At 73.1% G+C, this 12,781-nt stretch carries 11 protein-coding genes; 8 read left to right on the forward strand and 3 right to left on the reverse strand.

The window, feature by feature from the left end; genetic code table 11:
- Positions 1-96: 96 nt before the first annotated feature.
- Together AC27LF_RS27580 and AC27LF_RS27585 are read right to left on the reverse strand one after the other, a co-directional pair.
- The gene (locus AC27LF_RS27580; protein ID WP_479659088.1) at positions 97-3,033 is read right to left on the reverse strand and encodes a tetratricopeptide repeat protein; all 2,937 of its coding nucleotides are present in this window, start codon (positions 3,031-3,033) and stop codon (positions 97-99) included.
- Positions 3,030-4,859 (reverse strand): HSP90 family protein, encoded by a 1,830-nt coding sequence (locus AC27LF_RS27585; protein ID WP_479659087.1) that lies wholly within the window; start codon positions 4,857-4,859, stop codon positions 3,030-3,032. Before AC27LF_RS27585 ends, AC27LF_RS27580 begins: the two co-directional genes overlap by 4 nt.
- A 165-nt stretch (positions 4,860-5,024) precedes the next feature.
- On the opposite strand from AC27LF_RS27585, the gene recG reads away from it, so the two are divergent.
- The 8 genes from recG (at position 5,025) to mutM (ending at position 12,381) form a co-directional block, all read left to right on the forward strand.
- On the forward strand, positions 5,025-7,271 hold the full coding sequence (recG, locus tag AC27LF_RS27590) for an ATP-dependent DNA helicase RecG (protein ID WP_479659086.1): 2,247 nt from the start codon (positions 5,025-5,027) through the stop codon (positions 7,269-7,271).
- Positions 7,272-7,333: 62 nt separating this feature from the next.
- Positions 7,334-7,921, forward strand: a complete 588-nt coding sequence (gene rsmD / locus AC27LF_RS27595; protein ID WP_479659085.1) for a 16S rRNA (guanine(966)-N(2))-methyltransferase RsmD — start codon at positions 7,334-7,336, stop codon at positions 7,919-7,921.
- Positions 7,922-7,947: 26 nt separating this feature from the next.
- Complete coding sequence (coaD, locus tag AC27LF_RS27600; RefSeq protein ID WP_351735754.1) at positions 7,948-8,427, forward strand: pantetheine-phosphate adenylyltransferase; 480 nt, start codon at positions 7,948-7,950, stop codon at positions 8,425-8,427.
- 57 nt (positions 8,428-8,484) lie between these two features.
- Positions 8,485-9,618, forward strand: coding sequence for a F0F1 ATP synthase subunit B (locus tag AC27LF_RS27605; RefSeq protein WP_479659084.1), 1,134 nt, complete (start codon positions 8,485-8,487; stop codon positions 9,616-9,618).
- A gap of 132 nt (positions 9,619-9,750) precedes the next feature.
- On the forward strand, positions 9,751-10,404 hold the full coding sequence (locus AC27LF_RS27610; protein ID WP_479659083.1) for a YceD family protein: 654 nt from the start codon (positions 9,751-9,753) through the stop codon (positions 10,402-10,404).
- Positions 10,405-10,406: 2 nt separating this feature from the next.
- On the forward strand, positions 10,407-10,580 hold the full coding sequence (rpmF, locus tag AC27LF_RS27615) for a 50S ribosomal protein L32 (RefSeq protein ID WP_003951102.1): 174 nt from the start codon (positions 10,407-10,409) through the stop codon (positions 10,578-10,580).
- 7 nt (positions 10,581-10,587) lie between these two features.
- Positions 10,588-11,439 (forward strand): ribonuclease III, encoded by an 852-nt coding sequence (gene rnc / locus AC27LF_RS27620; protein WP_479659082.1) that lies wholly within the window; start codon positions 10,588-10,590, stop codon positions 11,437-11,439.
- Between the two features lie 81 nt (positions 11,440-11,520).
- Positions 11,521-12,381: a bifunctional DNA-formamidopyrimidine glycosylase/DNA-(apurinic or apyrimidinic site) lyase gene (gene mutM, locus AC27LF_RS27625; RefSeq protein ID WP_479659081.1), complete on the forward strand. Its 861-nt coding sequence runs from the start codon at positions 11,521-11,523 to the stop codon at positions 12,379-12,381.
- On the opposite strand, the gene AC27LF_RS27630 is transcribed toward mutM, so the two are convergent.
- Positions 12,371-12,772, reverse strand: a complete 402-nt coding sequence (locus tag AC27LF_RS27630; RefSeq protein ID WP_479659080.1) for a winged helix-turn-helix transcriptional regulator — start codon at positions 12,770-12,772, stop codon at positions 12,371-12,373. The two genes, mutM and AC27LF_RS27630, sit on opposite strands and share 11 nt — an antisense overlap.
- Positions 12,773-12,781 lie beyond the last annotated feature (9 nt).

Raw genomic sequence — 12,781 nt, forward strand, 5'->3', positions numbered from 1 at the left:
CACGGGCACGCGGGCGACCAGGCGGAAGCCGTGCTTGACGCGGCCCGCTCACCCGCCCGGCCCCGGACGGTCCGCTCACCCGCCCGGCCCCGGACGTCAGTCCTCCTCCTGCCGGGTCGCGAGGTCCAGCATCTGGGCCGCCTCCGCCCGCCGCTCCCGTACCGTCCGGTCCGCCTCGTCGGCCCCCGCGTACGCCTCCAGCACCGCACGCGCGCGTACGGCCGCCGCGGCCGGGCGGCCCAGGTCGGCCTCCAGCCAGCCCGCGGCCAGTTCGGCTCCGGTGCGTTCGTGCAGGGCCTCGCCGGACTGCACCGCGAACACCTCGATCGCCAGCGTGATCTGGGACAGCGCGTCCTCGAACGCGGCCCGGATCGCGTCGTCGTCGGCCTCCTCGGCCACCGAACGGGCCAGCAGATCGCCGAACTGCCGGTGCGTGTGCGCGAGTTCGAAGGTCAGCCGATGCCGGGCCGGTTCGTCGCCCGCCGCCTCCCGTGCCGCCGCGCACTCCCGGACCGCCTCGGCCATCAGCTCCCGCGCCCCGTCGGCCCCGGCCTCGTCGCCCAGCGCCAGCCACGCCCGGGCGCGCAGCGAGCGCACCAGGCCGTGGACATCGCCGAGCGAGCGCCACAGGTCGCCCGCGCGCGCATAGGCCCGTTCCGCCTCGGCGGGCAGCCCGGCCTGCCCCAGGGACTCGGCGGCGAGATGGGCGAGCGTGGCGTGATCGTGCTGCTCGGGCCAGTGCCGGGCGATCTCGGCGGCCTCCAGCCGGCGTTCGGCGGCGGCCCGGTGCTCGCCCAGCTCGCTCAAGCAGTCCCCGAGCCACCACTGCGTCTGCACGATCGCGCCCTCGCCGTGCGTCTCGGCCCTCAGGTCGGGCAGCGCCGACTCCAGCACCTCGGCGGCCTCCGCGAACCGTCCCTGGCGCAGCAGGAAGCCGCCCAGCTGGTGCCGGGCCCAGGAGCCCAGCGTGCCGCTCTGCGCGGCCTCGTCGGCCCAGTGCGCCGCCTCCAGCGCATGCTCCGCCGCCTCCCGCAGCTCGCCACGGCCGCCGACGACCTCGGCGAGCTGGAGGTGCAGCTGGGCCCGGCCGACGGCCTCCACATACGGCCCGCCGTGCTCCAGGGCCGCCCGCAGCGCACGCTCCGCCTCCGCCATGTCGTCGCGCCGGTGGGCGAGGGCGGCCAGCCGTGCCTCGTACTCCACCGCGAACCACGGCAGCCCCGCGTCCACGTACCGGTCCACGGCCTGCCGGAACAGGCCGGCCGCCGCGTCCACGTCCCCGGAGTGCTCGGCGAGCTGCGCGAGCATCGCCCGCCCCTCGGCGAGGCGCGAGACCAGCCGTACGTCGCCCTCCGTGCGGCCGTCGACCAGCGCCAGCAGCTCCCGTACGGCCCGCTCGGCGGCCGGGGCGGCGTCCGGCGTCTCGTCATGCCCCTCGTACAGCCGCCGCATCAGGATCCGCGCCCGGCTCATCAGCACCGCCGCCGTCTGCCGCAGGCCGGTGGCGTCCTCGGCGTACAGCGCGAGCACGTCGTCGTAGGGACCGGCGACCGCGGCGAGCCCTTCGGCGATGCGGCCCGACAGGGCGCGTACGTACGCGGCACGCGCGCGTGCCGCCAGTGCCTCCCCGGGGTCGCCCGCCTCCGCGTACAGCTCGGCGGCCCGTTCGAACAGCTCGACGCCGTCGGGGCCGTGGTCCATCGCGGCGTGGTCGGCGATCTCCGCGCGCGTGCGCGCGTCCAGCTCTGTGCCCTCTGTGCCCTCGGCGGCTCGGGCGAACGCCGCCCACGCCTCGACGGCGTGCGGCCGCAGCGTGTCCGTCAGCCGCCGTGCCTCGGCGAGCAGGGCGGGCAGGTCGGGCTCGGCCGCCGGGGTGGCCGGGGCCGCGGCGGGCGCGGGCGGTGCGGGGGTGCGCGCGACGGCCGTGCGCACCCCCAGCGGCAGCCGTTCCACGAGCGGGCGCTGCGCCATCCGCGCGCGCGTGCGCTCGCCGACGTACGAAGTGCCGTTGCGCCGGTCGAACCGCGCGGCCAGCTCCAGGGCCTTCGCGCGCGCGTGGGCGGCGAGTTCCCCCGCGGTCCACGCCCGTCCGTCCGGGCCGGGCACCCGCTGTCCGCCGAGCCCCAGCTCGGTCATGCGGTCCATCAGCAGGGTCACCACGGCGAGGAAGTCCAGCCGGCTGCGTGGCTGCCCGGTGTCCGTGAAGTACGCCGGACGCTCGGCGAGCAGTTCCAGGCCGCGCGCCTCGTTGCCGGTCAGCGCGCAGAACTCGACATGGTCCGCGTACGCGCCGCGCATGCTCTCCATGGGCCGCACCAGCCGGAAGCCGCGCAGGTGGTGGGCGCGGGCCTGCTCCGCGCGGCCGAGGCGCAGCAGCGGCGCCAGGGAGGACGCGAGGATGGTGTGCGGCTCGTGGGCGCAGGTGTACTCGCCCGCCAGGACCGGCCGCCACAGCTCGATCGCCTCGGCGTCCCGGCCGCGCCGCACCTGCCAGCCGCCCTGCCCGTGCAGTTCGCACGCGTGGCAGTCGGCCATGTCGTCCCGGTCGGCGGCCAGCCACGCCGCGTACGCCCGCTCGGCGCGGTCCAGGTCGCCGATGTGCGCGGCGACGCCGAACTCGGCCGCGTGCACGGCCCGTTCGGAGTACCCGGCCAGCCGGTAGCGGTGCGCCATCTCGGCCAGCCACCTCTCGACGGAGGCGAGCGGGATGTGCGGCTGGTCCAGCATGCCGGCCGACATCCACTTGAAGACCCAGTGCAGGGAGTGGGTCTCGTAGGCGTCGAAGTCCTCCGGGCGCTCGTCCCACATGCGCAGCAGCCGCGCGAACGGGACGAACATCTTGTCCTTCTCGGAGCTGTAGTTGTAGACCTTCAGCTGGTGTCCGAGCGCTTCGATGACGGCGAGCGGGATGTCCAGCCGCTCCGCGTCGGCGAGCAGTTGTTCCGCGCGCGCGTTGCGGGCCGGGCCCTCCGGCCGCTCGCCGTTCTCGGCCATCGCCCGGCGCAGCGCGTCGAAGTCCGTGATGCCGCTCATCGGCGACCGTCCTCCCCGTGTGTGGCCCACTCCAGCAGGCCGATGAACGCGCGGTTGAGCAGTGCGGAGTCGGCGGGCCGCAGCGGGCGCTGCGCCATCAGCAGCGCCTGCCCGTACAGGGACTCCGTGGCCGTGCCGATCAGCTCGGCGTCCTTCAGTGCGCCGATCCTGCGGATCAGCGGGCTGAGGTGGTTGAGCACGAGACGCGCGCGCGGGGCGCTGCCGCGCAGCGAGCCGAGGATGCCCGCCCACAGGTCGTCGGCCTGCTCCTCGGCCTCGGCGCGGGCCTGTTCGTGCCGGGCCGCCCGGTCGTCCAGGTGCAGCGCGGGCACGGACAGCGGGTGGAAGGCGCGCAGGACCACATCGCAGCCCAGCGGGTCGAGCCTCGCCCGGGCGGCGGCCAGGAACCCGGACAGGGCCAGCTCCTCGGCCGGGTCGACCGCGTCCAGGTGGGCGGTCACGGTGTCCGCGTCCAGTTCGGCGACCACCGTGCCCGGGCGCACCGACGGCAGGGCCGCGACCAGTTCGCTGTCGTACGTGTAGCCGCCGTTGACCACGCCGATGCCCTGCGCGGACGCGATCGGCGCGACCTGCCGGTACTCCTCGACCGCGCGCGTGAAGTGCACCACCGGGTGGCGCCGCGCGAACTCCTCAAGGGACAGCCGCCCGTCGGTCGTCTCGAAGGGCAGCCATGGCAGCATCGTGCGCAGCATCTGCGTGTCGTGCCGCGCCAGGGACTTCACGCCGAGGTGGTGCACCGACAGGAAGCCGGCCAGCCGCTCCGGGTCGTTCGCCGCCAGTGCGGTCAGCCAGGAGCGGATCCGCTCGCCGAGCGCGTCCCGCACGGCGGCCAGGGTCTCGTCCTCGTAGAGCGATTCCCGTGAGGCGGTGGGCCGCAGGCTGTCCGTGTCCAGCACGCAGCGCACGAAGAACGCCCAGTCGGGCAGCAGCTGTTCGGCGCGCTCGGTGAGCAGCATCCCCTTCAGGTGCACCCGGTGCGTGGCCCGCTGGGCGGGGCTGACCGCATCCGGCAGCACATACGCCACCCCGCGGACACCGGCCAGCGGCACGTCCAGGTCGATGGAGTCCAGCGGGGTGAAGCCGAACAGGTCGTGGCAGTACCGGGCCAGCGCCACCCGGCGGGCCGCCGGGGTGGGGTGGGCGCGGTCCCAGGGCGCCGGCAGATCGGTGAACGGCTCGTCACCGACCCGCACGTCGTACGGCAGCAGGGAACCGAACTCCCGGGCCAGCGCGCGGACCCGCTCGGGCGCGAGCCAGGCGCCGGCCCCGGCCCGCGCCACCAGGTGGACGGTGGTGCCCGCCTCGGGCCGCTCGGCGTCCGGCAGGGTCCGCACCGTGTACGAACCGTCGTCGCGCGCGGTCCACTCCACGGGCGGGGCGCCGGGCGTGCGGGCGCTGCGGCTGACCACGCGGATGCGTTCGGCGACCAGGAAGCAGGCGAGCAGCCCGATGCCGAACTGGCCGAGGAAGTCCGAGCGTGCCTCCTGAAGGCCGTCCGCCCGCTTGGAGCTGCGGCCGATCGTCGCCAGCAGGGCGTGCACGTCCGGCTCGGTGAGCCCGACGCCGGTGTCCTCCACGCGCAGGGTGCGGCCGTCGGCGTGCAGCCGCACCCGGGCCGGGGCGCCGGGCTGTTCGGCCCGCCGGGCGGTGATGGCGTCCACGGCGTTCTGCAGCAGCTCGCGCAGATAGACCCTCGGGCTGGAGTACAGGTGATGGGAGAGCAGGTCCACCAGTCCACGCAGGTCGACCTGGAACGTATGAGGTGATGGGGATGCCTGGGACTGCTGTGAGGTCTGGGAGTCCATCGTCGCAGCGCCGGTGGGGGGACTTCGCGACGGCGCGGGGTCGGGCGGTCCGGTGAGGCGGTGGCCGCGGGCATGGTCCTGAGCGCGTCATCCTAGAGCCCGAACAGCCCGCCTGACCAGGGGTTTCCCCCGACGTATACGGCATTGTCGGTGACGTGGTGTGCAATGGATCTCGTGCCCGCACTGAAAGAACCACTGAACCAACCGCTGAGGTCAGTGCTCGGCCCCGCCACCGCGAAGGTGATGGCCGAGCACCTCGGCCTGCGCACCGTCGGCGACCTGCTGCACCACTACCCCCGCAGATACGAGGAGCGCGGGCAGCTCACCCACCTCGCCGACCTCCCGATGGACGAGCACGTCACGGTGGTCGCCCAGGTCGCCGACGCCCGGCTGCACACCTTCGCCTCCGCCAGGGCCCCCCGCGGCAAGGGCCAGCGGCTGGAGGTGACGATCACGGACGGCAGCGGGCGGCTCCAACTGGTCTTCTTCGGCAACGGCGTGCACAAGCCGCACAAGGACCTCCTGCCGGGCACCCGCGCGATGTTCTCGGGCAAGGTCTCCGTCTTCAACCGGCGGCTCCAACTCGCCCATCCGGCGTACGAACTGCTGCGCGGCGCCGACGACGAGGCCGCGGAGACCGCGGAGAGCTGGGCCGGCGCCCTGATCCCGATCTACCCGGCCACCGCCAAGCTGGAGTCCTGGAAGATCGGCAAGGCGATGCAGACGGTGCTGCCCGGCGCAGGCGACGCCGTGGACCCGCTGCCCGAGTCCCTGCGCGAGGGCCGCGGCCTGGTCTCCCTGCCCGAGGCCCTGCTCAAGATCCACCGCCCGCACACCAAGGCGGACATCGCCGACGCCCGCGCCCGCCTCAAGTGGGACGAGGCATTCGTCCTCCAGGTGGCCCTCGCCCGCCGCCGGCACGCCGACGCCCAGCTTCCCGCCGTGCCGCGCAGACCCACCCCCGACGGCCTGCTGGCCGCCTTCGACGACCGGCTGCCCTTCACGCTCACCGACGGCCAGCGCAAGGTCTCCCAGGAGATCTTCGACGACCTGGCCACCGACCACCCGATGCACCGGCTGCTCCAGGGCGAGGTGGGCAGCGGGAAGACCATGGTCGCCCTGCGCGCCATGCTCGCCGTCGTGGACGCGGGCGGTCAGGCAGCCATGCTCGCGCCGACCGAGGTGCTGGCCCAGCAGCACCACCGCTCGATCGTGGAGATGATGGGCGAGCTGGCCGAGGGGGGCATGCTGGGCGGCGCGGAACAGGCAACCAAGGTGGTGCTGCTCACCGGTTCCATGGGCGCCGCGGCCCGCCGGCAGGCGCTGCTCGACCTGGTCACCGGGGAGGCCGGGATCGTGATCGGCACGCATGCGCTGATCGAGGACAAGGTGCAGTTCCACGACCTCGGCCTGGTCGTCGTGGACGAGCAGCACCGCTTCGGCGTGGAGCAGCGCGACGCCCTGCGCGGCAAGGGGAGGCAGCCCCCGCATCTGCTGGTCATGACGGCGACGCCGATCCCGCGGACCGTCGCCATGACCGTCTTCGGCGATCTGGAGACCTCCGTACTCGACCAACTGCCCGCCGGGCGTTCACCGATCGCGAGCCATGTCGTGCCGGCCGCCGACAAGCCCCACTTCCTCGCGCGCGCCTGGGAGCGAGTGCGCGAGGAGGTCACGGGCGGGCATCAGGCGTACGTCGTCTGCCCGCGCATCGGCGACGACGGCGACGAGGGCGACGAGGGAGACGATCCGAAGAAGAGTGGCGCCGGGAAGTCGCCGGAGGACGAGGCCGAGAAGCGGCCCCCGCTGGCCGTCGTGGACGTGGCCGCCCAGCTCTCGGCCGGCCCCCTGCGCGACCTGAGGGTCGAGATCCTGCACGGCCGGATGCAGCCCGACGACAAGGACGCGGTCATGCGGCGCTTCGCGGCCGGCGAGACCGACGTCCTGGTGGCCACGACCGTCATCGAGGTCGGCGTCAACGTGCCGAACGCCACCGCGATGGTGATCATGGACGCGGACCGCTTCGGCGTGTCCCAACTGCACCAGCTGCGCGGCCGTGTCGGCCGTGGCTCGGCACCCGGGCTGTGCCTGCTGGTCACCGAGATGCCCGAGGCGAGCGCGGCCCGCCAGCGGCTGAACGCGGTCGCCGCCACCCTCGACGGCTTCGAACTGTCCCGCATCGACCTGGAACAGCGCCGGGAGGGCGACGTCCTCGGCCAGGCCCAGTCCGGCGCCCGCTCCAGCCTGCGGGTCCTCGCCGTCATCGAGGACGAGGAGATCATCGCGGAGGCCCGCGAGGAGGCGGCCGCGGTGGTCGCCGCCGACCCCGCACTGGAGCGGCTGCCCGGGCTGCGGACGGCGCTGGACGCCCTGCTGGACGAGGAGCGTGAGCAGTACCTCGACAAGGGCTGAGACACTGGGAGCGCCACCACCGGGGCACACCCCGTGCCCCAGCACCCCGACAAGGACCCGAGATGACCCGCGTGATCGCCGGCCGGGCCGGCGGACGCCGTCTGGCCGTTCCGCCGGGCAACGGAACCCGCCCCACCTCCGACCGGGCGCGTGAAGGGCTCTTCTCCACCTGGCAGTCCCTGCTGGGCGGCCCCCTGGACGGCGAGCGCGTCCTCGACCTCTACGCGGGCTCGGGCGCCGTCGGCCTTGAGGCGCTGTCCCGCGGGGCCGGCCACACGCTGCTCGTCGAGGCCGACGCCCGGGCCGCCCGCACGGTCCGCGAGAACGTGCGCGCCCTGGGCCTGCCGGGCGCCGAGGTCAGGGCGGGCCGCGCGGAGCAGGTCGTGCGCACGCCGGCGCCGGCCGAGCCGTACGACATCGTCTTCCTCGATCCCCCGTACGCCGTATCAGACGACGATCTTCGGGAGATCCTGCTCACACTCCGCACGGGGGGCTGGCTCGCCACGCAAGCCCTCGTCACCGTGGAGCGCAGCACCAGAGGCGGGGATTTCCACTGGCCGGACGGTTTCGAAGCGCTCCGGGCCCGTCGCTACGGCGAGGGAACGTTTTGGTACGGTCGCGCCGCCTCTACGTGCGAAGACGCACGATGACCGGATCGGAGAGCGAGGGATCACAAGTGCGCCGCGCCGTCTGTCCCGGGTCGTTCGACCCCATCACCAACGGACATCTCGACATCATCTCCCGCGCCTCCCGTCTGTACGACGAGGTCTATGTCGCGGTCATGATCAACAAGTCCAAGAAGGGCCTGTTCGAGATCGACGAGCGGATCGACCTGATCCGCCAGGTCACCGCCGAGTACGGCAACGTCCGGGTCGAGTCCTTCCACGGCCTGCTCGTCGACTTCTGCAAGGAGCGCGACATCCCCGCCATCGTCAAGGGCCTGCGCGCCGTCAGCGACTTCGACTACGAGTTGCAGATGGCGCAGATGAACAACGGTCTGTCCGGCGTGGAAACCCTCTTCGTGCCCACCAACCCCACCTACAGCTTCCTGTCCTCCTCCCTCGTCAAGGAGGTCGCGACATGGGGTGGCGACGTCTCGCACCTGGTGCCCCCGGTGGTCCTCGACGCCCTCAACAAGCGCCTCCGCAAGGACTGATGGGGCTACAGTCGTCCCGTCCGTCTCCAACACAGCTGTAGAGAGTGGCGAGCACAGGTGGACGTGCAGAAGAAGCTCGACGAGATCGTGGCCGCGGTCTCCAGCGCCCGGGCCATGCCCATGTCGGCGTCGTGCGTGGTCAACCGCGCCGACCTGCTCGCGATGCTCGAAGAGGTGCGCCAGGCCCTGCCCGGCTCCCTCGCCCAGGCCCAGGAGCTGATCGGCGGCCGTGAGCAGATGGTCGAGCAGGCCCGCCAGGAGGCCGAGCAGATCATCCAGAACGCGCACGCCGAGCGCGGCTCGCTGGTCTCCGGCACCGAGATCGCCCGCCGCTCCCAGTCCGAGGCGGACCGGATCCTCGCCGAGGCACGCAAGGAGGCCGAGGAGATCCGGGCCGAGGCCGACGACTACGTGGACTCCAAGCTCGCCAACTTCGAGGTCGTCCTCACCAAGACCCTCGGCTCCGTCGGCCGCGGCCGCGAGAAGCTGCTCGGCACCGGCCCCGGCCTGGACGAGGCCGGCTACGAGGACGAGGACGCCCCCGAGCGCAGCCACGACCCGGAGACCCTGCGGCGCACCGCCGACGAGTACGTGGACGTCAAGCTCGGCGCCTTCGAGGCGGTGCTGGCCAAGACCCTGGAGGCCGTCGGCCGCGGCCGCCAGAAGCTGCACGGCCGCATCGCCACCGACGACCTCGGCGCCCTCGCCGACGACACGACGACCTACCAGCACTCCAGCGACGCCGACTACCTCGCCGACCTCGCGGCCCTGGCCGACGCCCCCACCGAGCCGCCGGCACAGCGGCAGCCCGCGCCGCCACAGCCCGCGCAGCAGCCCGCCGCGGGATACGAGCCCCAGCCCGCCTACGGCTACCAGCCCCAGCCCGACCCGTACGCCGGCTTCCCGCACCAGCAGGGCCGGCAGGGCTACGCCCAGCAGGACCCGTACGGCTACCAGCACAGCGACCCGTACGCCGCCCCCGGCTACGCCCCGGCCGCGGACGCCGCCTTCCAGGGCTACGACGCCCAGCGGGCCGGCTACGACCAGGCGCAGGACGCCCAGGGCGGCCAGGACGCCCAAGGCCGGCCGCCGGCCCAGCAGGGCTACGCCCTCGACGAGACCAGCCTCTTCGACACCAGCATGATCAGCGCCGAGCAGCTGCGCGCCTACGAGCAGGGCCGGGGCCTGTAGCCGGCGGCGGATTGGGCCGTGAGCGAAAGGTCCAGTATCCTGGCTCTTCGGTCGCACCCACATCCGCGATCAGCGCTGCCCCGGAACACCGCCGGGCGGCGTCCCTCTGAGTTCAGAAGACCGAAAGCAGGAATGGCCGCCAACACCCGCCTCGACCACCGCAACCCGTTCGTGTTCGACACACACGAGCTGGGGCGGCGTCCGGGCGCGCTCCAGCGGCTGACCCGCACGGTCGACGCCCCCCGGGACTTCGGTCTGCAGGGGGTCGTCGGGGTACCGGAAGGCGCCCCGGTGGAGCTCGAACTCCGACTTGAGTCGGTCATGGAAGGGGTGCTCGTCACGGGTACCGCCCGTGCCACCGCCCAGGGGGAGTGCGTAAGGTGTCTGGAGCCGGTCGAGCTGCGGCTCGAAGCGGACTTCCAGGAGATGTTCTCGTACCCTGACGCCGACGACCGGGGCCGTGTGATCGCGGAACCGGGCGACGACGCCGAGGACGACGAGAGCAGGCTCTTCGTCGAGGACGGACTCATCGACCTCGAACCCGTGCTGCGCGATGCGGTGGTGCTCGCACTGCCGATGCAGCCGGTGTGCCGGGACGACTGTCCGGGCCTGTGCTCCGAGTGCGGAGCACGGCTCGCGGACGAACCGGACCACCACCACGCCGCCGTCGACATCCGGTGGGCGGCTTTGCAGGGACTCGCCGACACCATGACGGACGGCGAGAAGGACGAGATGGGCGGCGACGTGCCTCGATCAGCACGCGCCGACGAGAAGCAGGAGAAGTAGCCGTGGCTGTTCCGAAGCGGAAGATGTCGCGCAGCAACACGCGCCACCGCCGGTCGCAGTGGAAGGCTGCGGTCCCCACCCTGGTTGCGTGCGAGCGCTGCCACGAGCCCAAGCAGCAGCACATCGCGTGCCCGTCGTGCGGCACCTACAACAAGCGCCAGGTTCTAGAGGTCTGAGCGGCTGGTGAGAGGCACTGTGTCCACGCCGAAGAAGAACTCTTCCCGCGTGAGCGGAAGCGGACCAGCGGACAACACGGCCTCGTCCCACACGCTTCTGGAAGGGCGGCTCGGCTACAAGGTCGAGTCCGCCCTTCTGGTGCGAGCACTGACCCACCGTTCCTACGCGTACGAGAACGGCGGTCTGCCGACGAACGAGCGGCTGGAGTTCCTGGGGGACTCCGTCCTCGGCCTCGTCGTCACGGACACGCTGTACCGCATCCACCCCGACCTGCCCGAGGGCCAGCTGGCCAAGCTGCGGGCCGCGGTGGTGAACTCGCGTGCGCTCGCGGAGGTGGGCCGCGGTCTCGAACTGGGCTCCTTCATCCGGCTCGGCCGCGGTGAAGAGGGCACGGGCGGCCGGGACAAGGCATCCATCCTCGCCGACACCCTCGAAGCGGTGATCGGCGCGGTCTATCTCGACCAGGGCCTCGACGCGGCGTCCGAGCTGGTGCACCGGCTCTTCGACCCGCTGATCGAGAAGTCCTCCAACCTCGGAGCCGGCCTGGACTGGAAGACCAGCCTCCAGGAACTGACCGCGATGGAAGGGCTCGGCGTGCCCGAGTACCTGGTCACGGAGACCGGACCCGATCACGAGAAGACCTTCACTGCTGCCGCCCGCGTCGGAGGCGTCTCGTACGGCACCGGCACCGGCCGCAGCAAGAAGGAGGCGGAGCAGCAGGCCGCCGAGTCCGCCTGGCGGTCCATCCGGGCCGCGGCGGACGAGCGCGCCAAGACGGGGCAGGGCGCCGCGCAGGCCGTCGACGCGGCAGGCGAGGCCGCCGGCGACGACCCCGACGCGACGGCCGCGCCCGCCTGACCACCAGCACATCCGAACCGCCCGCCCCCCCCGACGGGGGGCGGGCGCTCGGCTTCCCACACGGTCCGTCACGGGGGTCCCATGCCCGAGTTGCCCGAGGTCGAGGTCGTACGCCGCGGTCTGGAGCGGTGGGTCGCGCACCGCACCGTCGCCGAGACCGAGGTGCTGCACCCGCGTGCCGTACGCCGTCACGTGGCCGGCGCCGACGACTTCGCGCACCGCCTCAAGGGCCACCGGATGGGCGTTCCCCGCCGCCGGGGCAAGTACCTGTGGCTGCCGCTGGAGGACACGGACCAGTCGGTCCTGGCCCATCTCGGGATGAGCGGTCAGCTGCTGGTCCGGCCGCACGCGGCGCCGGACGAGAAGCACCTGAGGATCCGTGTGCGGTTCGCCGACGACCTGGGCACCGAGCTGCGCTTCGTCGACCAACGCACCTTCGGCGGGCTGTCGTTGCACCCCACCACGCCCGAGGGGCTGCCCGACGTCATCGCGCACATCGCCCGCGACCCGCTCGATCCGCTCTTCGACGACGACGCCTTCCACCGGGCGCTGCGCCGGAAGCGGACCACCATCAAACGGGCCCTGCTGGACCAGTCGTTGATCAGCGGCGTCGGCAACATCTACGCGGACGAGGCCCTTTGGCGGGCCCGGATCCACTACGAGCGTCCGACGGCGCACTTCACCCGGCCGCGCACGGCCGAGTTGCTGGGCCATGTGCGGGACGTGCTGAACGCGGCCCTCGCCGTCGGCGGCACCAGCTTCGACAGCCTCTACGTCAACGTGAACGGCGAATCCGGTTACTTCGACCGGTCCCTGGACGCGTACGGGCGCGAGGGGCTGCCGTGCCGGCGCTGCGGCACACCGATACGCCGCCGCCCCTGGATGAACAGGTCCAGCTACTTCTGCCCGACGTGCCAGCGCCCGCCGCGCGTCAGGGGGTAGCGGTACGGGCGTCGTAGGCCGCGCGGGCGGTCAGGATGTCGTCCATGGAGCCCTCCACACAGTGGATGAGGGCCAGCAGCCGCTCGGCGACCTCACGGCCCAGGGCCGTCAGCTCGTAGTCCACCCGGGGCGGGTTCGTCGGCTGGGCCTCGCGGTGCACCAGGCCGTCGCGCTCCAGCGCGTGCAGCGTCTGCGACAGCATCTTCTCGCTCACGCCGTCGACACGGCGGCGCAACTCGTTGAAGCGGTACGAGCCCTCGTGCAGGGCGCCCAGGGCGAGCGCGCCCCAGCGTCCCGTGACATGCTCCAGCGTGCCGCGCGACGGGCAGGCCCGGGCGAACACGTCGTACGGGAGGCGCCGCTCCGAGGGGCGCTCCTGGGTCGCGGTCATGACGCAAGC

This window comes from Streptomyces diversicolor (assembly GCF_057537855.1).

Excerpts from the sequence above, each read along its gene's own strand:
- rsmD (WP_479659085.1), top strand. The coding sequence starts at position 7,334 with ATGACCCGCGTGATCGCCGGCCGGGCCGGCGGACGCCGTCTGGCCGTT.
- AC27LF_RS27630 (WP_479659080.1), bottom strand. The coding sequence starts at position 12,772 with ATGACCGCGACCCAGGAGCGCCCCTCGGAGCGGCGCCTCCCGTACGAC.
- AC27LF_RS27610 (WP_479659083.1), top strand. The coding sequence starts at position 9,751 with ATGGCCGCCAACACCCGCCTCGACCACCGCAACCCGTTCGTGTTCGAC.
- mutM (WP_479659081.1), top strand. The coding sequence starts at position 11,521 with ATGCCCGAGTTGCCCGAGGTCGAGGTCGTACGCCGCGGTCTGGAGCGG.
- recG (WP_479659086.1), top strand. The coding sequence starts at position 5,025 with ATGGATCTCGTGCCCGCACTGAAAGAACCACTGAACCAACCGCTGAGG.
- AC27LF_RS27585 (WP_479659087.1), bottom strand. The coding sequence starts at position 4,859 with ATGGACTCCCAGACCTCACAGCAGTCCCAGGCATCCCCATCACCTCAT.
- AC27LF_RS27580 (WP_479659088.1), bottom strand. The coding sequence starts at position 3,033 with ATGAGCGGCATCACGGACTTCGACGCGCTGCGCCGGGCGATGGCCGAG.